Annotated in this window: 31 protein-coding genes, 3 tRNA genes and 1 pseudogene; 22 read left to right on the forward strand and 13 right to left on the reverse strand. The window is 53.1% G+C overall.

The features are described 5' to 3' along the window. The first annotated feature begins 110 nt into the window (after positions 1-110). The 8 genes from ACOT0L_RS01200 (at position 111) to sdiA (ending at position 7,170) form a co-directional block, all read left to right on the forward strand. A complete protein-coding gene (locus ACOT0L_RS01200; protein WP_045622421.1) occupies positions 111-1,319 on the forward strand; it encodes a FliC/FljB family flagellin in 1,209 nt (402 codons plus the stop codon). A 163-nt stretch (positions 1,320-1,482) separates the two neighbouring features. Beyond that, positions 1,483-2,202 (forward strand): RNA polymerase sigma factor FliA, encoded by a 720-nt coding sequence (locus ACOT0L_RS01205; protein ID WP_126503778.1) that lies wholly within the window; start codon positions 1,483-1,485, stop codon positions 2,200-2,202. A gap of 54 nt (positions 2,203-2,256) precedes the next feature. After that, positions 2,257-2,808 (forward strand): flagella biosynthesis regulatory protein FliZ, encoded by a 552-nt coding sequence (gene fliZ, locus ACOT0L_RS01210; RefSeq protein ID WP_023300482.1) that lies wholly within the window; start codon positions 2,257-2,259, stop codon positions 2,806-2,808. A gap of 86 nt (positions 2,809-2,894) precedes the next feature. Further along, on the forward strand, positions 2,895-3,695 hold the full coding sequence (gene tcyJ, locus ACOT0L_RS01215) for a cystine ABC transporter substrate-binding protein (RefSeq protein ID WP_023300481.1): 801 nt from the start codon (positions 2,895-2,897) through the stop codon (positions 3,693-3,695). A 103-nt stretch (positions 3,696-3,798) separates the two neighbouring features. Then, the gene (gene dcyD, locus ACOT0L_RS01220; RefSeq protein ID WP_022648541.1) at positions 3,799-4,785 is read left to right on the forward strand and encodes a D-cysteine desulfhydrase; all 987 of its coding nucleotides are present in this window, start codon (positions 3,799-3,801) and stop codon (positions 4,783-4,785) included. A gap of 21 nt (positions 4,786-4,806) precedes the next feature. After that, complete coding sequence (tcyL, locus tag ACOT0L_RS01225; RefSeq protein WP_022648540.1) at positions 4,807-5,475, forward strand: cystine ABC transporter permease; 669 nt, start codon at positions 4,807-4,809, stop codon at positions 5,473-5,475. Next, on the forward strand, positions 5,472-6,224 hold the full coding sequence (gene tcyN, locus ACOT0L_RS01230) for an L-cystine ABC transporter ATP-binding protein TcyN (RefSeq protein ID WP_023306513.1): 753 nt from the start codon (positions 5,472-5,474) through the stop codon (positions 6,222-6,224). Before tcyL ends, tcyN begins: the two co-directional genes overlap by 4 nt. Positions 6,225-6,447: 223 nt before the next feature. After that, entirely contained in the window at positions 6,448-7,170 is a 723-nt protein-coding gene (gene sdiA / locus ACOT0L_RS01235) for a transcriptional regulator SdiA (protein WP_032622448.1), read from the forward strand. Between the two features lie 64 nt (positions 7,171-7,234). Here the strand turns inward: sdiA and ACOT0L_RS01240 are convergent, their stop codons facing one another. Both ACOT0L_RS01240 and ACOT0L_RS01245 read right to left on the reverse strand, forming a co-directional pair. Continuing rightward, entirely contained in the window at positions 7,235-7,459 is a 225-nt protein-coding gene (locus tag ACOT0L_RS01240) for a DUF2594 family protein (protein ID WP_003859644.1), read from the reverse strand. Then, the gene (locus ACOT0L_RS01245; RefSeq protein ID WP_418235935.1) at positions 7,446-7,526 is read right to left on the reverse strand and encodes a hypothetical protein; all 81 of its coding nucleotides are present in this window, start codon (positions 7,524-7,526) and stop codon (positions 7,446-7,448) included. Before ACOT0L_RS01245 ends, ACOT0L_RS01240 begins: the two co-directional genes overlap by 14 nt. A 398-nt stretch (positions 7,527-7,924) precedes the next feature. Between ACOT0L_RS01245 and uvrY the strand changes: the two genes are divergently transcribed. The 6 genes from uvrY (at position 7,925) to ACOT0L_RS01275 (ending at position 11,477) form a co-directional block, all read left to right on the forward strand. Then, positions 7,925-8,581, forward strand: coding sequence for a UvrY/SirA/GacA family response regulator transcription factor (uvrY, locus tag ACOT0L_RS01250; RefSeq protein ID WP_017384478.1), 657 nt, complete (start codon positions 7,925-7,927; stop codon positions 8,579-8,581). After that, positions 8,578-10,410, forward strand: coding sequence for an excinuclease ABC subunit UvrC (gene uvrC, locus ACOT0L_RS01255; protein ID WP_022648536.1), 1,833 nt, complete (start codon positions 8,578-8,580; stop codon positions 10,408-10,410). Before uvrY ends, uvrC begins: the two co-directional genes overlap by 4 nt. 56 nt (positions 10,411-10,466) lie before the next feature. Next, positions 10,467-11,015 (forward strand): CDP-diacylglycerol--glycerol-3-phosphate 3-phosphatidyltransferase, encoded by a 549-nt coding sequence (gene pgsA, locus ACOT0L_RS01260; protein ID WP_003859652.1) that lies wholly within the window; start codon positions 10,467-10,469, stop codon positions 11,013-11,015. 163 nt (positions 11,016-11,178) lie between these two features. After that, positions 11,179-11,254: transfer RNA gene (locus ACOT0L_RS01265), tRNA-Gly, on the forward strand. 51 nt (positions 11,255-11,305) lie between these two features. Beyond that, positions 11,306-11,379, forward strand: a tRNA-Cys gene (locus tag ACOT0L_RS01270). A gap of 11 nt (positions 11,380-11,390) precedes the next feature. Continuing rightward, positions 11,391-11,477, forward strand: a tRNA-Leu gene (locus ACOT0L_RS01275). Between the two features lie 133 nt (positions 11,478-11,610). On the opposite strand, the pseudogene ACOT0L_RS01280 reads toward ACOT0L_RS01275, so the two are convergent. Next, positions 11,611-11,742: pseudogene (locus ACOT0L_RS01280) on the reverse strand (integrase); the annotation flags it as partial. Here ACOT0L_RS01280 and ACOT0L_RS01285 point away from each other — a divergent pair. From ACOT0L_RS01285 to ACOT0L_RS01295, 3 genes are read left to right on the forward strand one after another with little or no spacing between them, the layout of a single operon-like run. Next, positions 11,680-11,919, forward strand: a complete 240-nt coding sequence (locus tag ACOT0L_RS01285) for a DUF4225 domain-containing protein (protein ID WP_260473325.1) — start codon at positions 11,680-11,682, stop codon at positions 11,917-11,919. The pseudogene ACOT0L_RS01280 and the gene ACOT0L_RS01285 overlap by 63 nt on opposite strands. 42 nt (positions 11,920-11,961) lie before the next feature. Continuing rightward, on the forward strand, positions 11,962-12,321 hold the full coding sequence (locus tag ACOT0L_RS01290; RefSeq protein WP_260473324.1) for a hypothetical protein: 360 nt from the start codon (positions 11,962-11,964) through the stop codon (positions 12,319-12,321). Positions 12,322-12,351: 30 nt separating this feature from the next. Further along, positions 12,352-13,278: a LysR substrate-binding domain-containing protein gene (locus ACOT0L_RS01295; RefSeq protein ID WP_126503774.1), complete on the forward strand. Its 927-nt coding sequence runs from the start codon at positions 12,352-12,354 to the stop codon at positions 13,276-13,278. A 5-nt stretch (positions 13,279-13,283) separates the two neighbouring features. On the opposite strand, the gene ACOT0L_RS01300 is transcribed toward ACOT0L_RS01295, so the two are convergent. The 6 genes from ACOT0L_RS01300 to ACOT0L_RS01325 form a co-directional block, all read right to left on the reverse strand. Continuing rightward, a complete protein-coding gene (locus tag ACOT0L_RS01300; protein ID WP_038416290.1) occupies positions 13,284-13,754 on the reverse strand; it encodes a hypothetical protein in 471 nt (156 codons plus the stop codon). A gap of 163 nt (positions 13,755-13,917) precedes the next feature. Next, entirely contained in the window at positions 13,918-14,634 is a 717-nt protein-coding gene (locus tag ACOT0L_RS01305) for an ABC transporter ATP-binding protein (protein ID WP_032622411.1), read from the reverse strand. Further along, positions 14,631-15,506, reverse strand: coding sequence for an ATP-binding cassette domain-containing protein (locus ACOT0L_RS01310; RefSeq protein WP_126503772.1), 876 nt, complete (start codon positions 15,504-15,506; stop codon positions 14,631-14,633). Before ACOT0L_RS01310 ends, ACOT0L_RS01305 begins: the two co-directional genes overlap by 4 nt. Next, positions 15,503-16,777, reverse strand: coding sequence for a high-affinity branched-chain amino acid ABC transporter permease LivM (gene livM / locus ACOT0L_RS01315; RefSeq protein ID WP_063146298.1), 1,275 nt, complete (start codon positions 16,775-16,777; stop codon positions 15,503-15,505). The genes ACOT0L_RS01310 and livM overlap by 4 nt, the downstream gene beginning before the upstream one ends. 11 nt (positions 16,778-16,788) lie before the next feature. Then, positions 16,789-17,703: an ABC transporter permease subunit gene (locus tag ACOT0L_RS01320; protein ID WP_003859667.1), complete on the reverse strand. Its 915-nt coding sequence runs from the start codon at positions 17,701-17,703 to the stop codon at positions 16,789-16,791. Between the two features lie 68 nt (positions 17,704-17,771). Then, positions 17,772-18,893 (reverse strand): branched-chain amino acid ABC transporter substrate-binding protein, encoded by a 1,122-nt coding sequence (locus tag ACOT0L_RS01325; RefSeq protein WP_126503770.1) that lies wholly within the window; start codon positions 18,891-18,893, stop codon positions 17,772-17,774. Between the two features lie 411 nt (positions 18,894-19,304). Here ACOT0L_RS01325 and ACOT0L_RS01330 point away from each other — a divergent pair, with 411 nt between their 5' ends. Further along, the gene (locus ACOT0L_RS01330; protein ID WP_126503768.1) at positions 19,305-19,973 is read left to right on the forward strand and encodes a YecA family protein; all 669 of its coding nucleotides are present in this window, start codon (positions 19,305-19,307) and stop codon (positions 19,971-19,973) included. A gap of 28 nt (positions 19,974-20,001) precedes the next feature. Here the strand turns inward: ACOT0L_RS01330 and tyrP are convergent, their stop codons facing one another. Next, positions 20,002-21,213 carry a tyrosine transporter TyrP gene (tyrP, locus tag ACOT0L_RS01335; protein ID WP_038417048.1) on the reverse strand — a complete coding sequence of 404 codons (1,212 nt, stop codon included), beginning with the start codon at positions 21,211-21,213 and terminating at the stop codon, positions 20,002-20,004. A 188-nt stretch (positions 21,214-21,401) separates the two neighbouring features. On the opposite strand from tyrP, the gene ACOT0L_RS01340 reads away from it, so the two are divergent. After that, positions 21,402-21,641: a YecH family metal-binding protein gene (locus tag ACOT0L_RS01340; RefSeq protein ID WP_032622412.1), complete on the forward strand. Its 240-nt coding sequence runs from the start codon at positions 21,402-21,404 to the stop codon at positions 21,639-21,641. Positions 21,642-21,677: 36 nt separating this feature from the next. On the opposite strand, the gene ftnA is transcribed toward ACOT0L_RS01340, so the two are convergent. Both ftnA and yecR read right to left on the reverse strand, forming a co-directional pair. Continuing rightward, positions 21,678-22,175, reverse strand: coding sequence for a non-heme ferritin (gene ftnA, locus ACOT0L_RS01345; protein ID WP_022648525.1), 498 nt, complete (start codon positions 22,173-22,175; stop codon positions 21,678-21,680). Positions 22,176-22,375: 200 nt separating this feature from the next. Then, the gene (gene yecR, locus ACOT0L_RS01350; protein WP_022648524.1) at positions 22,376-22,714 is read right to left on the reverse strand and encodes a YecR family lipoprotein; all 339 of its coding nucleotides are present in this window, start codon (positions 22,712-22,714) and stop codon (positions 22,376-22,378) included. A 245-nt stretch (positions 22,715-22,959) separates the two neighbouring features. Here yecR and ACOT0L_RS01355 point away from each other — a divergent pair, with 245 nt between their 5' ends. After that, on the forward strand, positions 22,960-23,598 hold the full coding sequence (locus tag ACOT0L_RS01355) for an RpiB/LacA/LacB family sugar-phosphate isomerase (protein WP_003859680.1): 639 nt from the start codon (positions 22,960-22,962) through the stop codon (positions 23,596-23,598). 41 nt (positions 23,599-23,639) lie between these two features. On the opposite strand, the gene ACOT0L_RS01360 is transcribed toward ACOT0L_RS01355, so the two are convergent. Beyond that, positions 23,640-25,058 (reverse strand): MFS transporter, encoded by a 1,419-nt coding sequence (locus ACOT0L_RS01360; RefSeq protein WP_126503766.1) that lies wholly within the window; start codon positions 25,056-25,058, stop codon positions 23,640-23,642. Positions 25,059-25,272: 214 nt separating this feature from the next. On the opposite strand from ACOT0L_RS01360, the gene azuC reads away from it, so the two are divergent. Both azuC and ACOT0L_RS01370 read left to right on the forward strand, forming a co-directional pair. Next, a complete protein-coding gene (azuC, locus tag ACOT0L_RS01365) occupies positions 25,273-25,356 on the forward strand; it encodes a stress response protein AzuC (RefSeq protein ID WP_003859682.1) in 84 nt (27 codons plus the stop codon). Positions 25,357-25,462: 106 nt separating this feature from the next. Further along, positions 25,463-25,714: a DUF2766 family protein gene (locus ACOT0L_RS01370; protein ID WP_003859683.1), complete on the forward strand. Its 252-nt coding sequence runs from the start codon at positions 25,463-25,465 to the stop codon at positions 25,712-25,714. Positions 25,715-25,739: the final 25 nt, after the last annotated feature.

The raw sequence follows: 25,739 nt of genomic DNA on the forward strand, positions 1-25,739 counted from the left end.
ATCTAAAGGTTGTTTTGGACCAGACGATAACACCTTTGACGGCGATGAAGCCGAAGGGTGGAAACCCAAATCTAACCAAACAGATTTGATGAACAACAGGAATCGAAATCATGGCACAGTACATTAATACCAACAGCCTCTCGCTGATCACTCAGAACAACATCAACAAGAACCAGTCCGCTCTGTCTTCTTCTATCGAGCGTCTGTCTTCTGGTCTGCGTATCAACAGCGCGAAAGATGACGCTGCGGGCCAGGCGATTGCTAACCGCTTCACCTCTAACATCAAAGGCCTGACTCAGGCTGCACGTAACGCTAACGACGGTATCTCTGTTGCTCAGACCACTGAAGGCGCACTGTCTGAAATCAACAACAACTTGCAGCGTATCCGTGAACTGACCGTTCAGTCTCAAACTGGCACCAACTCTGATTCTGACCTGTCTTCAATCCAGGACGAAATCAAATCCCGTCTGTCTGAAATTGACCGTGTATCTGGCCAGACTCAGTTCAACGGCGTGAACGTCCTGGCAAAAGACGGCAAAATGAATATTCAGGTTGGTGCTAACGATGGCGAAACCATCACCATTGATCTGAAGAAAATTGACTCCAAAACTCTGGGTCTGGACAGCTTCAACGTTAACGGTCCTAAAGATGAAAAAGGAACTTTAGGTACAGTAGCTAACGCCGATTTCACAGCGTATTATGGCGCTACCACTAGCGTTGACAAAGCAACCGTAGTTGAAAAAACTCCAAAAGATTTAGCGACTCGTCTTGGTGTTGCAGATACAAGTGTCGTTTTAAAAGGTGATGCAGTTTACAAAGATGATAATGGTAATCTGTTTGCGAAAGTAACCATTACTCCAACTGATGCAGCTGAAGTCAACAACCTGAAAGCAAATGGTTTTGAAAGCGAAGCAGGAAAAGGTAAAGATTATTTCATTGCTCTTGATCCACAAGCTGCTGTAACCACCGCTGGTGGTGATACTGCAGCCTTCACTATCGATACTTCAAGCCTGAGCCTGAAAAACCTGACTACAGGTTCTTCATCTAACCCACTGGCTAAACTGGACGAAGCGATCGCTTCTGTTGACCAGTTCCGTTCTTCACTGGGTGCGGTTCAGAACCGTCTGAGCTCTGCGGTAACCAACCTGAACAACACCACCACCAACCTGTCTGAAGCGCAGTCCCGTATTCAGGACGCCGACTATGCGACCGAAGTGTCAAATATGTCCAAAGCGCAGATCGTTCAGCAGGCCGGTAACTCCGTGCTGTCCAAAGCTAACCAGGTTCCTCAGCAGGTTCTGTCTCTGCTGCAAGGCTAATCGCCTGATTACGCTTAAACCCCGCTTCGGCGGGGTTTTTTCTATCCATGCACAAGCGTAACCCCCCAAATAACCCCTCATTTCACCCACTATTCACCCGATTAAAACCCCTCCAGAATCGGATAATCATGCCGATAACTCAACTAACGCAGGGCTGTTTATCGTGAATTCACTCTATACCGCTGAAGGTGTAATGGATAAACACTCGCTGTGGCAGCGTTATGTTCCGCTGGTGCGTCACGAAGCATTGCGCCTCCAGGTGCGTTTGCCGGCGAGCGTGGAACTGGACGATCTGCTACAGGCGGGCGGTATCGGGTTATTGAATGCAGTTGACCGGTACGACGCTCTGCAAGGAACGGCATTTACGACTTACGCAGTGCAGCGTATTCGTGGTGCGATGCTGGACGAGCTGCGCAGCCGCGACTGGGTGCCGCGCAGCGTTCGCCGCAACGCGCGCGAAGTGGCGCATGCGATGGGGCAGCTGGAACAGGAACTGGGGCGCAACGCGACGGAAACCGAAGTGGCGGAGCGTCTGGACATTCCTGTTGAAGAGTATCGCCAGATGTTGCTCGATACCAATAACAGCCAACTCTTCTCTTATGATGAGTGGCGCGAAGAGCATGGCGATAGCATCGAGCTGGTGACGGATGAACATCAGCAAGAAAACCCGTTACACCACTTACTGGAAGGGAATTTACGCCAGCGCGTGATGGAAGCGATTGAAGCTTTACCTGAACGTGAGCAACTGGTGTTAACCCTCTATTACCAGGAAGAGCTCAATCTCAAAGAGATTGGCGCCGTGCTGGAGGTGGGCGAGTCACGGGTGAGCCAGCTGCACAGCCAGGCCATTAAACGCCTGCGCACAAAACTGGGTAAGTTATAGGTGAGTCATTCGCCTTGGAAATGCCGCACAACGTATTGACAACCAGGAGTTATCATGACGGTGCAGCAATCTAAAAGACGGCCTTTAAGCCGCTACCTGAAAGACTTTAAACACAGCCAGACGCATTGCGCCCACTGTAAAAAATTACTCGACCGCATCACGCTGGTTCGTCGCGGTGAAATCGTGAATAAGATTGCGATTTCCCGCCTCGACACGCTGATGGATGAAGCCGCCTGGCTTGAAGAGCAAAAAGAGTGGGTAGCGCTTTGCCGTTTCTGTGGCGATCTCCACTGCAAAGAGCAAAGCGACTTCTTCGATATTATCGGCTTCAAGCAATTCCTGTTTGAACAAACGGAGATGAGTCACGGCACCGTGCGTGAATACGTGGTTCGCCTGCGCCGCCTGGGTCAGCATTTGACCATGCAAAATATCTCCCGCGATCTGCTGACGACCGGATACCTGGATGAAAATCTGGAGCCCTGGCTGCCCGCCACCAGTACCAACAATTACCGCATCGCGCTGCGAAAGTACGCGCAATATAAAGTCCAGATGCCGGGCGTCATAAAGCAGAAAGTCCACGCCGGAACAACTTCTGATATATATTAAAAAAGAATAAGATGTAGCGCAGCCGCCTTTGACGTTGCAGGCGATTTCTCTACACTACTCAAAAATTCCACTGTATCGGAGTACTTATGAAATTAGCAGTTCTGGGTCGTCAGGCGCTGATGGGGATGATGGCCGTTGCGCTGGTCGCGGGGATGAGCGTGAAAACGTTCGCGGCAGATAATCTGCTCAACAAAGTCAAAGAGCGCGGCACGCTGCTGGTTGGGCTGGAAGGAACCTATCCTCCGTTCAGCTTCCAGGGCGACGACGGTAAGCTGACCGGTTTTGAAGTGGAGTTTGCGCAAGAGCTGGCCAAGCATCTCGGCGTCAAAGCCTCCCTGAAACCGACCAAATGGGATGGTATGCTGGCGTCACTGGATTCCAAACGTATCGACGTGGTGATTAACCAGGTGACCATTTCTGACGAGCGTAAGAAGAAGTATGACTTCTCTACGCCGTACACTGTGTCTGGTATCCAGGCGCTGGTGAAGAAAGGTAACGAAGGCAGCATCAAATCCGCCGCGGATCTGAAAGGTAAGAAAGTCGGCGTCGGTCTGGGCACCAACTACGAAGAGTGGCTGCGCCAGAACGTGCAGGGCGTGGACATCCGCACCTATGATGATGACCCGACGAAATACCAGGATCTGCGCGTAGGCCGTATCGACGCCATTCTGGTTGACCGCCTGGCAGCGCTGGATCTGGTGAAGAAAACCAACAATACCCTGGCCGTCGCGGGCGATGCGTTCTCCCGTCAGGAGTCCGGCGTGGCGGTGCGTAAAGGTAACGAAGATCTGCTGAAAGCCATTGATGCTGCCATTGCTGAAATGCAGAAAGACGGCAGCCTGAAGGCGCTTTCTGAGAAGTGGTTCGGCGCAGACGTGACGAAATAAGTCTCTGACCGACAAAAAAAGGCGCTTTTAAAAGCGCCTTTTTTATTTCTAGCGCGTCTGCGTGCATAATGAAATAACAATTGTTTGCGTGACCGGAGGAACCATGTCACTACAGAATTTAACGCGCTTTCCCCGTCTGGAATTTATCGGCGCACCCACGCCGCTGGAGTATCTGCCGCGATTTTCTGACTATCTGGGGCGCGATATTTTCATTAAGCGTGACGATGTGACGCCCATGGCGATGGGCGGGAATAAGCTGCGCAAGCTGGAATTTCTCGCCGCCGATGCCCTGCGCGAGGGCGCGGATACGCTGATCACCGCCGGGGCAATTCAGTCTAACCACGTTCGCCAGACGGCGGCAGTGGCGGCGAAGCTGGGCCTTCACTGCGTAGCCCTGCTGGAGAACCCGATTGGCACGCAGGCAGAGAATTACCTGACTAACGGTAACCGCCTGATGCTGGATCTGTTCAACGTGCAGGTTGAAATGGTTGACGCGTTGACCGACCCGGCTGCACAGCTTGATGAACTGGCGACGCGCCTGGAAGCGCAGGGCTTTCGTCCGTACGTCATCCCGGTTGGCGGCTCGAATGCGCTGGGTGCTCTCGGCTATGTTGAGAGCGCGCTGGAAATCGCCCAGCAGTGCGAAGGCGCGGTGAGTTTGTCCTCGGTGGTAGTGGCGTCCGGCAGCGCGGGTACCCATGCCGGTTTAGCGGTCGGGCTTGAGCAACTGATGCCGGACGTAGAGTTGATTGGCGTGACGGTTTCCAGAAGCGTTGCGGATCAAAAGCCGAAAGTCGTCACCCTGCAACAGGCGGTGGCAGAACAGCTTGCGCTTCAGGCGAAGGCGGAAATATTGCTGTGGGATGACTACTTCGCGCCGGGCTATGGTACCCCCAATGATGAAGGGATGGAGGCCGTTAAGCTGCTGGCCCGCCTCGAAGGTATTCTGCTTGACCCTGTCTATACCGGTAAGGCGATGGCGGGCCTTATCGACGGTATCGCCCGCAAGCGCTTTAAGGATGAAGGACCTATTTTGTTTGTTCATACTGGCGGGGCGCCTGCGCTGTTTGCCTATCATCCCCATGTCTAAAAATCAGGTAGAAAAATAATAATGCAAGAAAGTATTCAACTGGTTATTGATTCGCTGCCGTTCTTGCTTAAGGGCGCGGTGTTTACTTTACAGCTCAGTATCGGCGGGATGTTCTTCGGGCTGGTGCTCGGGTTTGTGCTGGCACTGATGCGCATGTCGAACGTCTGGCCGGTGCGGTGGCTGGCGCGGTTTTACATCTCCGTGTTTCGCGGAACGCCGCTTATCGCCCAGCTGTTTATGATTTACTACGGGCTGCCCCAGTTCGGTATCGAGCTGGATCCGATCCCGGCGGCGATGATTGGCCTGTCGCTGAATACGGCGGCGTACACCTCTGAAACGCTGCGTGCGGCGATCTCGTCCATCGATAAAGGACAGTGGGAAGCGGCGGCCAGTATCGGGATGACCCCGTGGCAGACGCTGCGCCGGGCGATCCTGCCCCAGGCGGCGCGCGTGGCGCTACCTCCGCTGAGCAACAGCTTTATCAGCCTGGTGAAAGACACCTCGCTTGCGGCGACCATTCAGGTGCCGGAGCTGTTCCGTCAGGCGCAGCTGATCACCTCGCGCACGCTGGAAGTGTTTACCATGTATCTGGCGGCCTCGCTGATTTACTGGGTGATGGCGACGGTGCTGTCCGCCCTGCAAAACTATTTTGAAAACCAGCTTAACCGCCAGGAGCGAGATCCAAAATGAGTGCAATTGACGTCAAAAACCTGGTGAAAAAATTCCACGGGCAAACGGTGCTGCACGGCATCGACCTTGAGGTTGAGCAGGGCGAAGTGGTGGCAATTATCGGCCCGAGTGGGTCAGGGAAAACCACGCTGTTGCGCAGCATTAATTTGCTTGAGCAGCCTGAAGGCGGGACGATCCGCGTGGGCGATATCACCATTGATACCGGGAAACCCATCAGCCAGCAAAAAGGGCTGATTCGCCGCCTGCGTCAGCATGTTGGCTTCGTATTCCAGAGCTTTAATCTCTTTCCGCACCGTACGGTGCTGGAAAATATTATCGAAGGTCCGGTCATCGTAAAGGGTGAACCAAAGGAAGACGCGACGGCCCGCGCCCGCGAGCTGCTGGCGAAGGTTGGCCTGGCCGGGAAGGAGACGAGCTATCCGCGTCGGTTATCTGGCGGACAGCAGCAGCGTGTCGCCATTGCGCGCGCGCTGGCGATGCGCCCGGATGTGATCCTGTTCGACGAACCCACATCCGCACTCGATCCTGAGCTGGTCGGGGAAGTGCTTAACACTATCCGACAGCTGGCGCAGGAAAAACGCACGATGGTGATTGTGACGCATGAAATGAGCTTCGCTCGCGACGTTGCCGATCGGGCAATTTTCATGGATCAGGGGCGAATAGTAGAGCAGGGGCCAGCTAAGGCGCTGTTTGCCAATCCTCAGCAGCCTCGAACCCGCCAGTTCCTTGAAAAATTCTTAATGCAGTAGCATTTTCACGCTCAATTTGCTCCAGATGTCGCTTCTGGAGCAAATTATCCTCCCATAACTTCAGTTTTGTTGATTTTTTATTCCGCCCGATGTGGATAAGCCATCGCCAAATTAAAGATAATCCGTCTGTGGTCGATATTTTATATAAATGATCCTGCTTTATGTGTTAGGTTATATTCACCATAATAATGATTATCTTTATCAGAGGCTTCATTCGGCAAGTATGAGGGATATAGACTTTTTCACCTGGCGACGGGAATGCGTCCTCCGGTTTCAGGAAATGACCTGTGCTGACGAGGTATATCAGGAACTTCAGCGACAAACGCAGGCGCTTGAATTCGATTATTATGCGCTTTGTGTTCGACACCCTGTGCCATTTACCCGCCCGCGAACATCCGTCCATTCCAGTTATCCGCAACAATGGATGGCGCAATATCAATCCGAGAATTATTTCGCCATTGACCCGGTACTGAAGCCGGAGAATTTCATTCAGGGTCATTTGCCCTGGACGGATGAATTATTCACGGATGCCCAGCAATTATGGGACGGCGCGCGGGACCACGGTTTACGTAAGGGAATTACCCAGTGTCTGATGCTGCCAAATCATGCGCTCGGCTTCCTCTCCGTGTCATGTACTAGCTTACAGGCACACTCGATATCCAGTGAAGAAATTGAGCTGCGTTTACAAATGCTGGTTCAGATGGCGCTCACTACACTGTTGCGCTTTGAACATGAGACGGTGATGCCGCCGGAAATGAAATTCAGCAAGCGTGAACGGGAAATTCTGAAGTGGACCGCAGAAGGGAAGACGTCGGCAGAAATTGCCATCATTCTTTCCATCTCGGAAAATACCGTCAACTTCCATCAGAAGAATATGCAGAAGAAATTCAACGCGCCGAATAAGATTCAGATAGCGTGTTATGCCGCGGCGACTGGGCTTATTTGACTGATATCACGTTCTGCGTGTCAGACGAGGAAAAGGCTGAATGCACTGCATCCAGCCTTTTTTGTTACTGGCGGTAGGCTTGTTTAATTTGCTTAACTGTATTGGCAAAAACAGCGGATTCCGCCTGATCTTCCATCTGCGCGATCTGTTTTTCCATTTTAATGATCACACGTCCAGCATCAGCCTGGCCCATCGCCTGTAGCATAAGCGTCAGCAGCGACTTCAGGCAGTTTACTTCCTGTGCCAGTTCCTGGTTATTCTCGGCAGTGGCAAATTCAGGTGTGCTCATTTATTTTCCTCATTATAAAACAGCGCATGAGCGCGACGATGAAAGTTAAGGCGGCGGAGTATACCACAAGCTGCGGCAAAAAATGCAGTGGTTGTTTTTTATACTTTTACGCGTATTGATTATTGGCCGGTGCGGATTATGAAGGTAATCTGCCCAATATGTTAGCGACAATTAAATGTTTATCGCCGGTACGCCATCCGTTAATTGTTGTTACAAAAAAATGAGAGCATTTTTTAGTTTACGTTAACAAATGTTTTGGTGGCTTTTTGAATGCTGGTGCTAAAAAAATAGCGGTAAAGCCCAGTACACATGGGTTTTCTTTCCACTTACTGTACAGCCTAATTTCCAAAAACGAGACCCGAATCGTATAGCCGATTTTTTAGCGTTTTAATCTTGCATGGAAAACCGTTAATATAAACCCAATTAGCAGTCAGTAGCGTTATCCCTATTCTGGAGACATTTCCTTTGATCAACGTCCTTCTTGTTGATGACCACGAACTGGTGCGCGCAGGGATACGACGCATTCTTGAAGATATAAAGGGTATTAAAGTTGCCGGCGAGGCGTGCTGTGGCGAAGATGCCGTCAAATGGTGTCGCGCGAACTCCGCAGACGTGGTGCTGATGGATATGAACATGCCCGGTATTGGCGGGCTTGAAGCCACGCGCAAAATCGCGCGCATGTTCGTTGATACCAAAGTCATCATGCTGACCGTCCATACCGAAAATCCGCTGCCCGCCAGGGTCATGCAGGCGGGGGCTGCGGGGTATCTCAGTAAAGGCGCTGCGCCGCAGGAAGTCGTCAATGCGATCCGCACCGTTCACGCAGGGCAGCGCTATATCGCTTCTGATATTGCTCAACAGATGGCGTTGAGTCAGATTGAACCGGAAAAAACGGAATCTCCGTTTGCCAGTTTGTCTGAGCGCGAATTGCAGATTATGCTGATGATCACTAAAGGTCAGAAGGTGAATGAGATTTCTGAACAGCTGAATCTCAGCCCGAAAACGGTCAACAGCTATCGCTATCGGATGTTCAGTAAACTGAACATCCACGGTGATGTCGAACTGACTCACCTGGCCATTCGCCATGGTTTGTGCAATGCGGAGTCGTTAATAAGTCAGTGAGTGAAGCGTTCGATTCAAAAGCATTTCTGAAAACCGTCACCAGCCAGCCTGGCGTCTACCGGATGTATGATGCTGGCGGTACGGTTATCTATGTCGGTAAGGCGAAAGATCTGAAGAAACGCCTTTCAAGTTATTTCCGCAGCAACCTTGCCTCCCGTAAAACCGAAGCGCTGGTCGCACTTATACACAACATTGATGTCACCGTAACGCACACGGAAACGGAAGCGCTGCTCCTTGAGCACAACTACATTAAGTTGTATCAGCCGCGCTACAACGTTCTGCTGCGTGATGACAAGTCCTATCCGTTTATCTTCCTGAGCGGCGACACGCACCCGCGGCTGGCGATGCATCGTGGCGCTAAGCATGCGAAAGGAGAATATTTCGGCCCCTTCCCGAATGGTTATGCCGTGCGGGAAACGCTGGCGCTTTTGCAAAAAATCTTCCCTGTTCGCCAGTGCGAAAACAGCGTTTATCGCAACCGCTCCCGGCCATGCCTGCAATATCAGATTGGCCGCTGCCTGGGACCATGCGTTGAAGGGCTGGTGAGCGAAGAAGAGTACGCGCAGCAGGTGGAATATGTCCGCCTGTTTTTAGCCGGGAAAGACGATCAGGTGCTGACGCAACTGATTACCCGCATGGAAAAAGCCAGCGCGGCGCTGGAATTTGAGGAGGCCGCACGCATCCGCGACCAGATCCAGGCGGTGCGCAGGGTGACCGAGAAGCAGTTTGTTTCCAATACGGGCGACGACCTCGATGTCATCGGCGTTGCCTTTGACGCCGGCCTGGCCTGCGTTCACGTGCTGTTTATTCGTCAGGGCAAAGTGCTCGGCAGCCGCAGTTACTTCCCGAAAGTGCCGGGCGGGACTGAGATGGGTGAAGTGGTGGAGACCTTTGTCGGCCAGTTTTATTTGCAGGGCAGCCAGATGCGTACGCTGCCCTCGGAGATCCTGCTCGACTTCACGCTGGACGATAAAACCCTGCTGGCGGACTCACTTTCAGAGCTGGCAGGCCGCCGGGTGAATGTCCAGACGAAACCGCGCGGCGATCGTGCGCGTTATCTGAAGCTGGCGCGAACCAATGCCGCCACGGCGCTGACCACCAAACTTTCCCAGCAATCGACCGTCAGCCAACGTTTAACAGCCCTTGCTGCGCTGCTCAAGCTGCCGGAAGTGAAACGCATGGAATGCTTCGACATCAGCCATACGATGGGTGAGCAGACCGTGGCGTCGTGTGTGGTCTTTGATGCCAATGGCCCACTGCGGGCAGAGTATCGTCGCTATAACATCACCGGCATTACGCCCGGTGACGATTATGCCGCCATGAATCAGGTGCTGCGTCGTCGCTATGGTAAAGCGATTGAAGAGAGCAAAATCCCGGACGTTATCCTTATCGACGGCGGGAAAGGGCAGTTGGGGCAGGCGAAGGCGGTATTCGAATCGCTCGACGTGGAGTGGGATAAGAACCATCCGTTGCTGCTAGGGGTAGCTAAAGGGGCAGATCGTAAGGCTGGCCTGGAAACGCTGTTCTTTGAGCCGGAAGGCGAGGGCTTTAGCCTGCCGCCAGATTCCCCTGCACTGCACGTGATCCAGCACATCCGAGATGAGTCGCACGATCATGCCATTAGCGGACACCGCAAAAAACGGGCGAAAGTGAAAAATACCAGTACCCTTGAGACGATTGAAGGCGTCGGGCCAAAACGTCGCCAGATGCTGTTGAAGTATATGGGCGGATTGCAAGGATTACTCAACGCCAGTATGGAAGAAATTGCAAAAGTGCCGGGTATTTCGCAAGGGCTGGCAGAAAAGATCTACTACTCGTTGAAACATTGAGGGCTCTGTAGCAACATAGAGCTAAATTTTACTGACAACAGACAGTTACCGTCATCATGCGATTTAATATCCCTACGTTGCTTACTCTCTTTCGTGTTGTGCTCATTCCGTTCTTCGTCCTGGCATTTTACCTGCCGGTCGTCTGGGCGCCTTTTGCCTGTGCGCTCATTTTCCTGATTGCCGCCGTGACGGACTGGTTTGACGGTTATCTGGCGCGTCGCTGGAACCAGAGTACCCGCTTTGGCGCGTTCCTCGATCCGGTTGCGGATAAGGTGATGGTGGCAATCGCGATGGTGCTGGTGGCGGAACATTATCATACCTGGTGGGTGACGCTGCCTGCCGCGACCATGATTGGCCGTGAGATTATTATCTCTGCCCTGCGCGAGTGGATGGCGGAGCTGGGTAAACGCAGCAGCGTGGCGGTGTCCTGGATCGGTAAAGTTAAAACCACTGCGCAGATGGCGGCGCTGGTGTGGATGCTGTGGCGTCCGAATGCCTGGGTAGAGTGGGCCGGCATTGGTCTGCTGTGGGTTGCGGCGGTGCTGACATTGTGGTCAATGTTGCAATACTTGAACGCTGCGCGCGGTGATTTGCTTGAACAGTGATCGTTTCGGCTTAATTTTCAGCAAACGATCCTGAGATGCAAAAAATAACGTTGACTCATAACGTCATATCAGTAGAATGCAACGCATCGAACGGCGGCACAGTAAGCCGGACGATAATGAAATCAAGTGCTTAGCAAGTCGTTAAATAGTTACTTGATAACATGCGGGAATAGCTCAGTTGGTAGAGCACGACCTTGCCAAGGTCGGGGTCGCGAGTTCGAGTCTCGTTTCCCGCTCCAGATTAATGCATCGGCAGTTTGCGGGTGCAGGTCGAAAGACAAAAGATTTAAGGCGCGTTAGCAAAGCGGTTATGTAGCGGATTGCAAATCCGTCTAGTCCGGTTCGACTCCGGAACGCGCCTCCACTTTCTTCCCTGGCCGGATGGTGGAATCGGTAGACACAAGGGATTTAAAATCCCTCGGCGTTCGCGCTGTGTGGGTTCAAGTCCCACTCCGGCTACCATGGGAAAACTAGAATAAAATCAATGATAAGCAGTGTCGTGTAAACCACCGAAAGGTGGTTTTTTATTGCCTAATTTTCGCCATTCGCCATTCGCCATTCTTTCGCCATTCGGCTTCACCATAAAAAGAGGGCATTACTGCCCTCCGACTACCGGAACTATAGGAATTTTTCTATCATAACGTGCTGTCTGTGACGCGTTTTTATGACCAGCGATTCCCTGTTTTTCGTTAAGCGTTCCTTCCAGATCCGATATCCCTTTAGATTTGCTGCTACGAAGTTAGGTTATGGTAATAACCAGGCTGAGTTAGTCTATGGCGTCGTTGATCTCTCTTTATCGGCATATGGTGCGGGCAGAAAAGTTTTGGGTCCCAGAGAGAAGTCCTGGAGTTTATTCCACAAATATCCAATCCGTTTATATCAGAGGCTGGCAAGAGGCATCTAACACCGCAATGGCGCTGGATTTGACCAGTGGAAGCATTACGGGGTGGCAGATGTACCAGATAGCAAAAGAGAATTGATTATGTCTCAAGAGTTAGAATTTTCGCTTCATCCACCTGTTTGGCCTGCCGTGGCCTATTTTATTGTATCTATTGCAATTTTTCTCTTGCTTTATCTCGGCAAACTAAAAGTTAACAGGCTGTATAAATACCCGCTATTTATCGCGTATAGGATGTTTGTAATCGCTATTGCAGCCGTTCAGATAAACATCTTTGCCAATGGCTACGAGTTTGTCAGCAGCTTTTTGCATATAGATTTTGACCCCTATCGCTATGACTCGGTATATTGGGGCTCATTGTTTTTCTCCATAATTTACTTGCTGGCATTGCCCCGTAACAAGTTTTAGCATAATGAATTTTTTCATTTAAGGGACGCTATGTCTTTACCGCCATTGTATGCACTGCGTGCGTTTGAAGTTGCTGCGCGGTTGAACTCCTTCAGTAAAGCCGCTGAAACGCTCAATATTACGCCGGGCGCGGTCAGCAGACATGTCCGTACCCTTGAACTGTGGTTCGACTGCGAGCTTTTCAAAAGGCTAGGTCCTCGCGTGGAGGTCACTGAAGCCGGGCGAGTGCTTGCCGGACAGCTTAACGAAAGCTTCACGAGCATTGAATGGGCCTGCCGGGCATTTCGCAGTGAAAACCATCTGCTGCGGTTAAAAACACCCAGCACCCTGACCATGAGATGGCTTCTCGACGTGCTGCGATCTTTTCGCAACAACCATCCAAAACCGCAGGTGGAGATTGCCAGCGTCTGGATGGACATTGACACCGTTGATTTCAATCTTGAGCCATACGACTGCGCCATCCTTCTCGGTAATGGCCGTTTTGGTGAGACAACGGAAAGCCAGCTGCTTTTTCATGAATGGCTTATCCCGGTTTGCACCCCATCGCTTATCGAACCGGCCCGGCAGCGGCTTCCGCAATGCGATTTGATCCATCCTTCACCGGACAGACGTGACTGGCGGCGCTGGCTGCGAAGAACAGGATTGTGTCCGGGGCTCGATATGAGCAGCGGCATGGTGTTTGATACCCTTGAACAGGGAAGTATCGCCGCGATGAACGGGCACGGCATCGCTATCGCCGACCTGCATCTCACGCTTGATGCCCTGAAAAGCGGCCTGCTGGGCCTGCCGTTCAGGGAAGCTATCGCGACGGGAGATGGTTACTACCTCGTCTGGCCAAAAAATTCGCTCAAAAGAGAGAGCATCCAGCACCTTCTGGGCTGGCTGCAAAACCATACCCCGGTCGTTCCGGCTCTGGATATCGATTACCTGGAATACGATGAAAGCCGGGTTTATTAATACCGTTATGAGTAAGAGATGTTTGCCATCTTTTTATAGCGTTCTGGCAAAGCGCTGTTCAGGCTGAGTACCTTATCCAGAATATAAAATGCTGGCGTGTTTTTCTGCTGCTCAGCGTCAATAATTGCACCGCGTAATATCGTGGCGGCAGACGAAATCCTGTGAAAATATTCTTCAGTCTCAGGCGTCTGTAATTCACCCGACGTGGCGTAGCGCACGTGCGGCCAGCCGGAGAAGTCGAGCAGCGGAAGGGGCTTTCCTGCTTCAGGATGACAGGCTGAAATCAGCGCAGCCGCTTGCTTAGGGTCGCGATGGGCAACGGACAGCATGTATACGCGCTGCGAAAACGGTGAAAGAGCCTCAGAGTGATGTTTCTTAGCCATAAGCATGGCCATAAAATCCTGTAAATCATCGGCTGAATCGGTGTCAGGTGGTAATACAGTTTTCAATAACTGATATAACGCATCAAGTGTCATATTTGCCCCGGATCCTCTTATCATTATTATTCAGTTTGCGGCTGAACGTTTTATCGACCCGCGCAAAGGCGGGTCGTGAAGATGATATTTGAATGCGGTCGCATCAGAAAAACGATTAATAATGGCAATCACTGTGAGTTTTTCTCACTATAGCCTCCTGGCTTCACACGCCGCCCAGGTACGCCTTCCTCACCTCCGGATCCTTCAGCAACGCCTCGCCGCTGCCGCTTAACCGAATCTGGCCGTTAACCATCACATAGCCGCGGTCGGACAACTTCAGCGCGTGGTGGGCATTCTGCTCGACCAGAAAAATCGTCATTCCGTTACGGGCCAGTTCGCGCAGCGTCTGGAAGATCTGTTTAACCACGATTGGTGCGAGGCCGAGGCTGGGTTCATCCAGCAGCAGAAGTTTAGGACGGCTCATCAGCGCCCGGGCAATAGCCAGCATCTGCTGTTCACCGCCGGAAAGCGTCATCGCCCGCTGGTTACGCCGCTCCTTGAGGCGAGGGAAGAGGTCGAACATACTTTGCATATCTTCAGCTGCATGCTGATTGCCGACGGGGATTGTCCCCATCAGCAGGTTCTCTTCTACAGACATATCCGGGAAAATGCGTCGTCCCTCAGGTGCCTGCGCTATGCCGCCGGTGGCAACATAGTGGGTGGATTTGTGGCTGATATCCTCGCCGCAGAAGAGGATCTGCCCGTTGCGGATCCGGGGCTGACCAAAGACAGACATCAGTAATGTTGACTTCCCCGCGCCGTTAGCGCCAATCAGGGCCACGGTTTCCCCTTTGTTTACCTCAAGTGAAACCTGCTTCAATGCCTGGATCACCCCGTAAAAAACGTCCACATTATGAAATTGAAGCATCGGTGCGCTCACAGATTTACCTCGCTTTCGTCGGTGCCCAGATACGCGGCAATCACTTTTTCATTGTGCTGGATCTCAGCCGGTTTACCTCTGGCAATCACATCGCCGTGATCGAGCACAATGATGTCATCTGAAATGCCCATCACCATCCCCATATCATGCTCGATCAGCAAAACCGTGATGTCGTGGTGGTCGCGCAGGAACCGGATGATCTCGCTCAGCTTGTGCGTCTCCACCGGGTTCAGGCCGGCAGCAGGTTCATCGAGACAAATCATCTCCGGGCCGGTGCACATGGCGCGGGCGATTTCGAGGCGTCGTTGCTGGCCATAGGACATTTCCCCGGCCAGACGGTTCGCGCAATCTACCAGATCCACCACCTCCAGCCAGTAAAACGCCCGGTCCAGCGCCTCGTTCTCTGCCCGACGATACGCAGGGGTGTTCAGCACCCCCGCCAGCAGATTGCTGTTGACGCGCATGTGCTGTGCCACCAGCAGGTTTTCCACAACGGACATCTCGCGGAACAGGCGGATGTTCTGAAACGTGCGCGCAAGACCCGCGCGGTTCACCAGATGCGTGCCGCCAAACATCTTATAGAACAGGCGTTGACCAAGCTGCGCCGGGCTGAGCCAGTCGCCCGGCTGGAGTTTCTGGCCGAGCACCTGAATGACATTGGTGGTTTTATTTCGTGCATTGAACAGAATGTTGCCGCCGGAGGCCCGGTAGAAACCGGTCAGGCAGTTAAAGACGGTTGTTTTTCCCGCGCCGTTAGGCCCAATGAGTGCAGTAATAGAGCCGCGCTGCACCTCAAGATTGACGTCGTTTAAGGCCTTGATCCCGCCGAAGTGCATCATCAGATGTTCTACACGCAAAATCGTTGCGTTCATGGCGCCACTCCTTTACGCACGGCAAATCCGCTGCGGTTGATGCGGATCAGACCGCGAGGACGCCAGATCATCATCACCACCATCAGCATGCCAAACAGCAGCACGCGGTATTCCGCAAAGCTGCGCAGCAGTTCTGGCGTGACGGTTAGCACAAAGGCGGCCAGCACGACGCCGACGGTGGAGCCCATCCCGCCCAGGACCACAATCGCGAGGATGAGGGCCGATTCAAAAAAGGTGAAAGAGGTGGGGTTAACAAACCCCTGCCAGGTGGCAAAAAACACCCCGGCGATACCTGCCGTCGATGCGCCCAGGGTGAAGGCCGAGAGTTTGACCAGAACGTGATTCAGCCCCATGGAACGGCAGGCAATCTCATCCTCACGGAGCGCTTCCCACGCCCGTCCAATGGGCATTCGGGTCAGCCGGTGTTTAATGTACAGCACCAGCATGACTACCAGGAACAGTACCGCATAGATGAAAATAAACTTCATGTTGGGGTTATAGGTCAGGCCAAAGAACTCGTGGAAAGGGACGCCGCCTTCTTTGGCGCGTCGGCCAAACTCCAGGCCAAAAAAGGTCGGAGCAGGGGCTGAAACGCCGTTAGGCCCGCCGGTGAAGGTAAGCCAGTTGTTCAGCACCAGACGGATGATCTCGCCAAACCCGAGCGTGACGATGGCGAGATAATCCCCGTGCATGCGCAACACCGGAAAGCCGAGCAGGGCGCCCGCGCCCGCAGCCATTAGCGCCGCCAGCGGCAGCATGCTCCAGAACCCAAGCCCCAGATACTGATACCCGAGCGCCAGCCCGTAAGCGCCGATGGCATAGAAGGCGACATAACCCAGATCCAGCAGCCCTGCCAGGCCAACGACAATGTTCAGCCCAAGACCGAGCAGGACGTAGATCAGTCCGAGTATAGCGACCGTCAGAACGTATTTTGTGGCCACAAACGGGAAGCAGATCGCCAGCGTGACAATCAGCGGAATGATCCAGCGCATGCGGCTTTTATACGCCGGTGGCCGGACATACACCCCCGCATTGTCGGATTCAAACCGCGCCTGTAAACGTCTTCCGGCCGCCGTAGCTGAAAAGGCGCTCAGCAAAAAGCGTCCCAGCATCACCGTGCCTACAATCCACGCCAGCCGCTGGCCGTCAAAGTTAAAGCTGTAACCATCCAGTATCACGCCCGCAATCGGGCCGAAAATAATCAGGGCGATCATTCCGGAAAAAATCGCGTCCAGAATGCAGCGCTTCAGGGAAAAGCCGTCAGAGGTCATCGCGTTGTTCCTTACACTTTAGCCACGACAGGGCGGCCCAGCAGCCCCTGAGGACGGAAGATCAGGATTAATACCAGCAATCCAAACGAGAACACGTCTTTATAATCCGAGTTCACCATCCCGGAGAATTGCGCTTCTGCGACGCCCAGAATCAGCCCGCCAAGCATCGCACCGGGCAGAGAGCCGATGCCGCCCAGCACCGCCGCCGTAAAGGCCTTGATGCCGATAACGAACCCGACGTAAAAATCAAAGGTGCCGTAATTCATGGTGATCAGCACGCCCGCCAGCCCGGCCATGGCTGCGCCGATAACAAACACCAGCGAAATAATTCTGTCGGTGTTGATACCCAAAATGGAGGCCATCTTACGATCCTGCTGCACCGCACGGCACATGCGCCCTAAGCGGGTACGGTTGATAATCCAGGTCAGCACCAGCATGCCCGCGAACGAGGCGATGAGAATAAAGACTTTGGTATAGGTTATCTGGACAAACCCTTCGCCGAGGTGAAAACGCAGCACACCATCCAGCATGGTCGGTACGCCCTGCTGCCGTGGGCCCTGGCTGAGCTGGACGTAGTTTTGCAGTATCAACGACATCCCGATGGCCGAAATCAGCGGCGCCAGACGCGTCGAATTGCGTAGCGGCTTATAGGCGATGCGCTCAATCGTCCAGCCATAAACGCCGGTGACCACGATGGTGAAAACAAGGGTTCCCAGGATCAGCAGCGGAAAGGAGTGGAGTCCAAAAAACGCCAGCAGGGCCAGGCCAATGGCCGAGAGATAGGCGGAGATCATATACACTTCGCCGTGGGCGAAATTGATCATACCGATGATGCCGTACACCATGGTGTAGCCGATGGCGATAAGACCGTAGACCGAACCCAGCGTTAAGCCATTAATTAATTGTTGCAGGAAGAATGTACTCATGGTCGCGCACCTGAATAAAGGGTTACGCCGACAGTCAGACCTGCCGGCGTTGAGCAGATTCCGTCCCGTTATGGCACTTCTTTATATTTGCCTTTGTCGTCCCACTGGTAGACCACGTAGTCAGACACTTTGAGGTCACCTTTGCTGTCCCAGGCTTTTTTACCCATCACCGTGTCGACAGGGTTAGCCTTCAGCCACTCGCTGGCTTTTACGGAATCCGTCCCTTTCGTGGCCTTGAATGCCGCTGCGATAGCCTGCACAGACGCATAGGCGTAGAGGGTGTATCCTTCTGGTTCAAATTTACCGGCGCGGAATTTCTCGATGACGGCTTTTCCGTCCGGGATCAGGCGCGGGTCTTTACCGAAGGTCATGTAAATACCGTTGGTGTACTGCGCCCCACCGGCGGCGGTGACCATCTCTTCATTGACGATACAGTCTCCCGAGAAGAACTTCGCCTGCACGCCCTGTTCACGCATCTGGCGAACCAGCGGGCCCGCTTCCGGGTGACAGCCCCCGAAGAACACCACGTCTGGTTTTTGTGCGCCAATTTTGGTCACCAGCGCGTTAAAGTCTTTCTCCCCGCGGGACAACCCTTCGTACATCACATCCTTAACGCCGCGTTTCGCCAGCGCCGCTTTAGTGGCGTCCGCCAGCCCCTGACCGTAGGTGTCTTTATCGTGGATGATGACGACCCGTTTGGCTTTCAGCTTATCGAGAATGAAATCGCTGGCGACCTGGCCCTGCTGGTCGTCACGTCCGCACATGCGGAACATATCGCTCATGCCCCGCTCGGTAATAAGCGGGTTCGTTGAGCCGGGGGTGATGGAGAGGATCCCGGCATCGCTATAGACCTCGGAGGCGGGCATGGTCGACGAGGAGCAGAAGTGGCCGACGACCGCTTTCACTTTATCCTGATCGACTAAGCGGTTGGCGACGGCAACGGCCTGTTTGGGTTCGCAGGCGTCATCGCCCTGAACCAGTTTGATTTTCTCACCGTTGATCCCGCCAGCGGCGTTAATGTCTTCCGCCGCCTGCGTAGCGCCATGCCAGTATTGATCGCCATAGGTTGCGTTCGGGCCTGTGAACGGCCCGGCCACGCCGATCACGATATCGGCCTGTGCAGAAAAGGCCGTCACCAGACAACCGGCCAGCAACAGGGAGAGGGGAGTTTTGGTAAATTTCAGCGACATTATTATGTTCCTTAGCAAAGAGGTTTTTGCACCAGGTATAAACCCGAACGCCTGATGGCATCGTAAATCCAAAAACAAGAGCGAGAACAAAATGCACTTTAGAAGCAATCTCGTGCTTAATACGGCGAGGATCCCACGCACCGCGAAGCGCGCAGAACATTAAGCAAAAAGGTTGCCAGAATGGTTAATCCCTTGACCGGGTCACAACACGTTGAGTATAGAGCGCCGTTTTATGCGCCTTTGCGGGATGAGATGAATTTACAGCGGAGATCACATCTCCTTAACAACAAAGCCCATAAGTTGTGCAACGGTCACGATTTGCACGTTTTTGCAGCAATAAAGACCTAAACTTCAGATAGGCATGCGCGGCGATATATGTCAGGATCGTTTTTTTTATCAGGAGTATCAGCAATGGCTGAAGGCCCATTAACTGAAAGCGAGATGGCGTGGCTGGAAGAGACATTAATCTCTTACGGACACGACGATGCATCCGTGATTGACGTGTCCGAACTGGACGGCATGCTTACCGCAGTACTTTCCGGTCCCGTTGTGGTGGAGCCCGACACCTGGCTGGTGGCGGTATGGGGTGGTGAGAAGTATATTCCGCGCTGGAAAAACGATCGTGAAATGAACCGTTTTATCGATCTCTGCTTTAAGCACATGAACGATATTGCCGAGCGCCTGAGCGAATACCCGGATCAGTTTGAACCGCTGTTTGGCTATAACGACGTTGACGGTCAGAGCTATACCGTAGTGGAAGAGTGGTGCTATGGCTACATGCGCGGCGTGGCGCTGACGGACTGGTCATCCCTGCCGGAAGCGCTGGAAGCGGATCTGGCGGTGATTGCCCTGCACGGAACGGAAGAGCACAGCGAGAAGCTGGATGCGCTGACCGAAGAGGAGTATATGGCCAGCATCGAGAGCATTCAGCCTGCGGCGCTGCGTTTGTACAACTACTGGGTGGCTAATCCGCAGCAGCCGGAAGCGAAAAAGCCGATCGTGAACGGGTCGAAGGTGGGACGTAACGATCCGTGTCCGTGCGGGAGCGGGAAGAAGTTTAAGAGTTGCTGTCTGCACTGAAAAAAGGGGCTATTCATAGCCCCTTTTTTTATCCCACTTCCGGCAGCATTCCCGCTGCAATCAGCACCTGCACCAGAATAATCACCACCCCACAACCAAACACCACGCACAGCAGCGGCTTACCACCCGCCACGCGGTATCCTTGCTGCGGATGTTGCTGGCGGCTCTTCCACGCCAGCAGGGAAGGCAGCAGCAGGGCCAGTACCGATAACGCCACGCCAGCATACCCCAGCGCCATCACAAACCCGCGCGGATAAAAGAGCGCGAAGGCCAGCGGCGGCAGGAAGGTCATCGCCCCCGTCTGTAAGCGTCCGGCAACGGTATTGCGACGCTGGAACAGATCCGCCATATAGTCAAACAGGCCAAGCGCCACGCCGAGGAAGGAGGTTGCCAGCGCCAGGTCTGCAAACAGATGTACCGCCAGCTCCACGTGTGAAGAGGCCACCACGTTACGCAGGGCAACCAGGAATCCATTCAGACCAGAATGCTCTGCCATCAGGCCGATAAAGGTGGTGGAATCAATACTGCCCAGCGTCACCAGCTGCCAGAACAGGTAAGCAATCAACGGAATGGCGCTGCCGATCACAAAGACGCGGCGCAGCTTGCGAATATCCCCGTTCATATAGCTCACGATGCTCGGCACGCTGCCATGAAAACCGAAAGAGGTGAAAATCACCGGGATGGCCGAAAGCGCCAGACCTTTCTCCAGCGGGAGGGAGAGCAGGTTAACCTTGTGCACATGCGGTGCCAGCAGCACCAGCATCACAACAAGGAAGAGAATTTTGGCGCTGAACAAAAAACGGTTAAACAGATCGACCAGCGACGTGCCCGCACAAACCACACCGCCACCGATCAGCGTAAAGACAATGGCGCCTGTTTCCGGTGAAAGCGACGCACCGAAGCCGTCATTGATACTTGACGCAATCAGCTCCCCGGCGCCGCTGATGTAGGCGGCGGTCAGCGCGTACATCAGGAACATCATGCTGAAACCGGTGATCCACTGCCCGTAGCGTCCAAGATAGCGTGCAGCCAGGGAGCCTAAGCCGGTATCGGCAGGGACATGTTGATAAACCTCCAGCAATAATAGCGCGGTGTAACACATCAGGGCCCAAAGACCGCCCAGCAGCACTACGGTAACCCCAAACCCGACGCCGGCGGCAGCCAACGGCATGGCCAACATTCCTGCGCCAATTGTCGTTCCGGCGACGATAAAAATACTTCCCAGAGTTCTGTTCTTCACGCTTTCCTCTACAACGCTTCCATACCGCGACTTATTCTGCGGCGCAGAGTAAGGGAAAAGCACCATCTCGTCAAATCACCGTTACATAGGGTGTAATGATTAATTTACAAAAAGAAAGGGGGAACCTGCGCCAGCGCAAAGCGTGTCGTGGAGGGAGCATTTAGTCTGCTTTTTATTTGCGAGAGGTAATGATGTCAATTCACGGACACGACGTGCTGAATATGATGATTGAGTCAGGTGAGCGTTATACGAAGGAGAGTCTGGTTGAGGCGATACATGCCCGCTTTGGCGAAGCGGCGCGTTTCCATACTTGTTCAGCTTCGGAAATGACAGCCGCGGAGCTGGTGGCGTTTCTGGCGGCGCGCGGAAAATTCATTCCGGCAGCAGACGGATTTTCCACGCACGAAAGTAAAATTTGCCGTCATTGAATAAAGCGGTGCTGAAAACTCAGCACCGCTTTTCTATTAATTCTGCGTGTCGAGCGTCGACAGCTCTTTATCAATGAAGTACAGACCTTCCCCGGATTTACCTGCCAGAGATAATTTATCCAGCACGGATTTAAACAGCTTCTCTTCTTCGTGCTGTTCAGCCACATACCACTGAAGGAAATTAAAGGTTGGATAATCCTGACTGGTCATGGCGGCATGAGCCAGTTCATTTATTTTCTGGGTGATCAGCTGTTCGTGCTCATAGGTGGCACGGAACAGTTCATCAAGAGAGCCGTACTCGGCGAAAGGCGATACCACGTTATCAATGCGCGGCAGGCTGCCGGTGTCCGTCAGGTAATCAAACAGACGCTGCATGTGCGTCATCTCTTCCTGGGCATGACGACGCAGGAAGGCGGCAGCCCCTTCAAAGCTGTGATAGCTGCACCAGGCGCTCATCTGCTGATAAAGCAGGGAAGAAAATAGCTCAAGATTCATTTGCGCATTGAGCTTGTCGATCATTTCAGTTTTTAACATGGTGCAGCTCCGGTTTATTAATTCTGGTTCACGATGAGCGACACTATAATTTGTTATTTAATTATTTGCAAAAAGTAAAATAAATATTTATTTATTAAAAATACGAATGGGAATAAAACGCATTGCCGCCATTTGTATTTATTAATGAGAATTGTTTTTGTTCTTATTAAATAAACTGCCAGCGTGACTGGCAGTCGCGGTTAATACCACGGATTCTGGCTGGAAGAGGTAACGGCGTATCCCTGACATTTATACTGAATGGTCACACTTTCGTTCAGACAGAGTGAACCGCTGATCAGGGTGCAGGTTTTAATCGGCTGCCCGTAGGCTGACGCGGAGGCGTAGCCCATGCGTTGGCAGGCCTTTGTTGCCGTACCGTTATTAACATAGTCATCAGACCAGGCGTTTTGGAGCATGGTCTGGCCATAGTCGAGGCGCACAATTCCGTTTGGGGCATCCGTACTACTGACTTCTGCCTGACGGTTGATGCTGCACCCGGCGAGCAACAGGATCGTTCCGGCTATGATTACACGTTTCATGTTTCACTCTGCGTGACGGGAAATACGCCATTGTAACCAACGCGACGGGACGCAATGGCCGGAATAGCCGGAGGATCTGCCCTTTCACTCTACAACGAGCCGGGCCACCGAGCGAAATTGTGAGCGCATCTTTGTTTTTTAAAACAAGTTTTCACTTAATTTGAAAGTGCGTTTGTTTGATAGTAAGGTTAAGTTGAAAAGGTATCCACAGCGGGATCGCCCGCCATGCATTCAGGAGAGACAAGATGAAAATTGCACTGATGATGGAAAACAGCCAGGCCGCTAAGAATCCCATCATCCTTAATGAGCTGAAAGCCGTTGCTGATGAGAAAGGTTTCCCGGTCTATAACGTCGGTATGAGTGATGAGAACGATCATCATCTCACTTATATTCACCTGGGCATCATGGCGAGCATTCTGCTTAACGCTAAAGCCGTTGATTTTGTTGTCACCGGCTGCGGTACCGGGCAGGGCGCGTTAATGTCCCTGAACATCCATCCGGGTGTGATTTGCGGTTACTGCATCGATCCTGCGGATGCTTTCCTGTTCGCGCAAATCAACAACGGTAACGCGCTTTCTCTGCCGTTTGCGAAGGGCTTCGGCTGGGGGGCAGAACTGAACGTACGCTTTATTTTTGAGAAAGCGTTTACCGGACGCAATGGCGAAGGCTATCCACCAGAGCGTAAGGAGCCGCAGGTGCGTAACGCCGGTATTCTGAACCAGGTGAAAGCGGCGGTGGTAAAAGAAAACTATCTGGATACCCTGCGTGCAATCGATCCTGAGCTGGTTAAAACCGCCGTCTCAGGCCAGCGCTTCCAGCAGTGCTTCTTCGAGAACTGCCAGGACAAAGAGATCGAAGCCTTCGTACGCGGTATTGTTGGCTGATTTCCTTTGCCGGGCGGTGCGTTGCCGCCCGGCACAGAGCCTTACTTTTTCGATGATACCGTGCTGCCTGCATTTTTGGTCAGACGCAGCGTGTCAACCATTCCCACCAGGCAGATCAGCGCGATCGCCACAAATGCCAGCCGGAAGCTCATTCCCGGCATGCCGGCAATCCCCATCGTCTCACTGACTTTTTCCCCGATACGAATACCAATTGCCCCGAGCGTGATCCCAAGTCCCACGGCAAGCTGCGTTGCGGTTGAAAACAGCGTATTGGCATAGCTCATCTGCGCAGAGGGTACATCCGCAAAGGCCAGCGTACTGATGGCTGTAAACTGGATCGAACGAAAAACGCCACCCAGATAGAGGATCAGCATGACGAGCCACACAGGAGTCTGCGGCGTAAGAAAGGCGCAGGCCAGCAGCGCCAGGACATTCAGTGAACCGTTAATCAGCAACAGCCGTTTAAACCCCAGGCTGCGGATCAGGGGCGTCGTCGCCGGTTTAATGGTGAGATTGCCTACGAAAACGGCCAGCACCAGCAGGCCAGAATGGAACGCGTCCATGCCAAAGCCGACCTGGAACATCAGCGGTAACAGGAACGGAACCGCGCTGATGGAGGCGCGAAACAGCGATCCGCCGTACAGGGTGACGCGAAACGTCGGCACTTGCATCGCATCGAGCCTGATCATCGGCCAGGTTGCCCGCTTAAAGTGGCGAAGCGCCAGGCTCAACGCGACGACACCGACGATAAACAGCGTGGCAGTTAATTCTATCCGCAGAGGCTCTGCGCCCATCAACTCCATCGCATAAACCAGGCTCACCATGGCAAGGGTGGTGACCACAAAACCCGGTAAATCAAACGGTCGGCGCGTATCTTCATGCAGGTCTGGAATGATTCGCAGTGCCAGCAAAATGGCGATTATCCCCAGCGGCACGTTAATAAAGAAGATCCAGCGCCAGTCGGCATAGCTTGTAATGAACCCGCCCAGCGGCGGGCCGATGATCGGCGCGACCAGCGCAGGCCACGTCAGGGTGGCGATTGCCGTGATGAGCTGATGCTTTGGCGTTGTACGTAACACGGCCAGGCGACCCACAGGCACCATCAGCGCGCCACCCATGCCCTGGAAGACGCGCATTGCGACAAACTCCTCGAGCGTGGTGGACAGGCCGCAAAATACCGAGGCCAGCGTGAAGATCGCCAGCGCGAGGGCAAATACTTTTCGCGCGCCGAAGCGGTCGGCGATCCAGCCGCTGGCGGGGATCAGCACGGCAAGGGTGATCAGGTAGGCGCTGATGCCGATATTCAGATCCACGGCCTGTACGCCGAAGCTTTTTGACATATCCGGCAATGCGGTGGCGATCACCGTCCCGTCCAGAAACTCCATAAAGAAAGCACCGGCCACCAGCAGTGCCGCAGGCGATAATCCACGGCTCTCTTTGCCGGATACGTTTTCACCCATTCTCTTCCTGCCCGCTCAAAAAATTTTATAAAAATTTACTGGAATTTATAAGTCTGTAACGTGCGGATTTATCGTGCCTTTTTTTAACAAACCGGCAGCACTGAGGGTTTGTTAACTGTGATGCAGGTCACAAAATGGTTGATTTTCGTGATGACGGTCATATTATAAGCGTATTGATAATAACACCTGCATAACACGTTACTGGAGCAACATAATGAAACTGCGCAAAATCCTGAAAAGCATGTGGGCTAACTACTGCACAACGTTTAAAGACGTCCCACCGGGTGCGATGTTCTGATAAAAAAACCTGCTTCGGCAGGTTTTTTTATGTCTGCGGACGACGAGAGGGAGATGGAAGGGCGTCTGTTTTGCTACTATGGCGGCCTTTGAATAAGGAGAACCCCATGTCACAAAACCTGAGCGCCGATCAGGAACTGGTATCTGACGTCGTCGCCTGCCAGCTGGTTATCAAACAAATCCTTGATGTGATTGACGTTATCGCGCCGGTTGAGGTACGCGAAAAGATGTCGACCCAGCTAAAAAACATCGATTTCACCAATCATCCTGCTGCGGCGGACCCGGTTACGCTCCGCGCGATCCAGAAAGCGATCGCGCTGATTGAACTGCGCTTCACGCCGCAGGGTGAGTCACACTAAAATAAACCGATGTTTTAAAATTAGA

It is taken from the genome of Enterobacter cloacae complex sp. XAL002 (genome assembly GCF_049236805.1).
GTDB lineage: Bacteria > Pseudomonadota > Gammaproteobacteria > Enterobacterales > Enterobacteriaceae > Enterobacter > Enterobacter intestinihominis.

Coding starts and splice junctions, on each gene's coding strand:
- ACOT0L_RS01200 (WP_045622421.1), top strand. CDS start 111: ATGGCACAGTACATTAATACCAACAGCCTCTCGCTGATCACTCAGAAC.
- fliZ (WP_023300482.1), top strand. CDS start 2,257: ATGACGGTGCAGCAATCTAAAAGACGGCCTTTAAGCCGCTACCTGAAA.
- tcyJ (WP_023300481.1), top strand. CDS start 2,895: ATGAAATTAGCAGTTCTGGGTCGTCAGGCGCTGATGGGGATGATGGCC.
- dcyD (WP_022648541.1), top strand. CDS start 3,799: ATGTCACTACAGAATTTAACGCGCTTTCCCCGTCTGGAATTTATCGGC.
- tcyL (WP_022648540.1), top strand. CDS start 4,807: ATGCAAGAAAGTATTCAACTGGTTATTGATTCGCTGCCGTTCTTGCTT.
- tcyN (WP_023306513.1), top strand. CDS start 5,472: ATGAGTGCAATTGACGTCAAAAACCTGGTGAAAAAATTCCACGGGCAA.
- sdiA (WP_032622448.1), top strand. CDS start 6,448: ATGAGGGATATAGACTTTTTCACCTGGCGACGGGAATGCGTCCTCCGG.
- ACOT0L_RS01240 (WP_003859644.1), bottom strand. CDS start 7,459: ATGAGCACACCTGAATTTGCCACTGCCGAGAATAACCAGGAACTGGCA.
- pgsA (WP_003859652.1), top strand. CDS start 10,467: ATGCGATTTAATATCCCTACGTTGCTTACTCTCTTTCGTGTTGTGCTC.
- ACOT0L_RS01285 (WP_260473325.1), top strand. CDS start 11,680: ATGACCAGCGATTCCCTGTTTTTCGTTAAGCGTTCCTTCCAGATCCGA.
- ACOT0L_RS01295 (WP_126503774.1), top strand. CDS start 12,352: ATGTCTTTACCGCCATTGTATGCACTGCGTGCGTTTGAAGTTGCTGCG.
- ACOT0L_RS01300 (WP_038416290.1), bottom strand. CDS start 13,754: ATGACACTTGATGCGTTATATCAGTTATTGAAAACTGTATTACCACCT.
- ACOT0L_RS01310 (WP_126503772.1), bottom strand. CDS start 15,506: ATGAACGCAACGATTTTGCGTGTAGAACATCTGATGATGCACTTCGGC.
- livM (WP_063146298.1), bottom strand. CDS start 16,777: ATGACCTCTGACGGCTTTTCCCTGAAGCGCTGCATTCTGGACGCGATT.
- ACOT0L_RS01320 (WP_003859667.1), bottom strand. CDS start 17,703: ATGAGTACATTCTTCCTGCAACAATTAATTAATGGCTTAACGCTGGGT.
- ACOT0L_RS01325 (WP_126503770.1), bottom strand. CDS start 18,893: ATGTCGCTGAAATTTACCAAAACTCCCCTCTCCCTGTTGCTGGCCGGT.
- ACOT0L_RS01330 (WP_126503768.1), top strand. CDS start 19,305: ATGGCTGAAGGCCCATTAACTGAAAGCGAGATGGCGTGGCTGGAAGAG.
- ACOT0L_RS01340 (WP_032622412.1), top strand. CDS start 21,402: ATGATGTCAATTCACGGACACGACGTGCTGAATATGATGATTGAGTCA.
- ftnA (WP_022648525.1), bottom strand. CDS start 22,175: ATGTTAAAAACTGAAATGATCGACAAGCTCAATGCGCAAATGAATCTT.
- yecR (WP_022648524.1), bottom strand. CDS start 22,714: ATGAAACGTGTAATCATAGCCGGAACGATCCTGTTGCTCGCCGGGTGC.
- ACOT0L_RS01355 (WP_003859680.1), top strand. CDS start 22,960: ATGAAAATTGCACTGATGATGGAAAACAGCCAGGCCGCTAAGAATCCC.
- ACOT0L_RS01360 (WP_126503766.1), bottom strand. CDS start 25,058: ATGGGTGAAAACGTATCCGGCAAAGAGAGCCGTGGATTATCGCCTGCG.
- azuC (WP_003859682.1), top strand. CDS start 25,273: ATGAAACTGCGCAAAATCCTGAAAAGCATGTGGGCTAACTACTGCACA.
- ACOT0L_RS01370 (WP_003859683.1), top strand. CDS start 25,463: ATGTCACAAAACCTGAGCGCCGATCAGGAACTGGTATCTGACGTCGTC.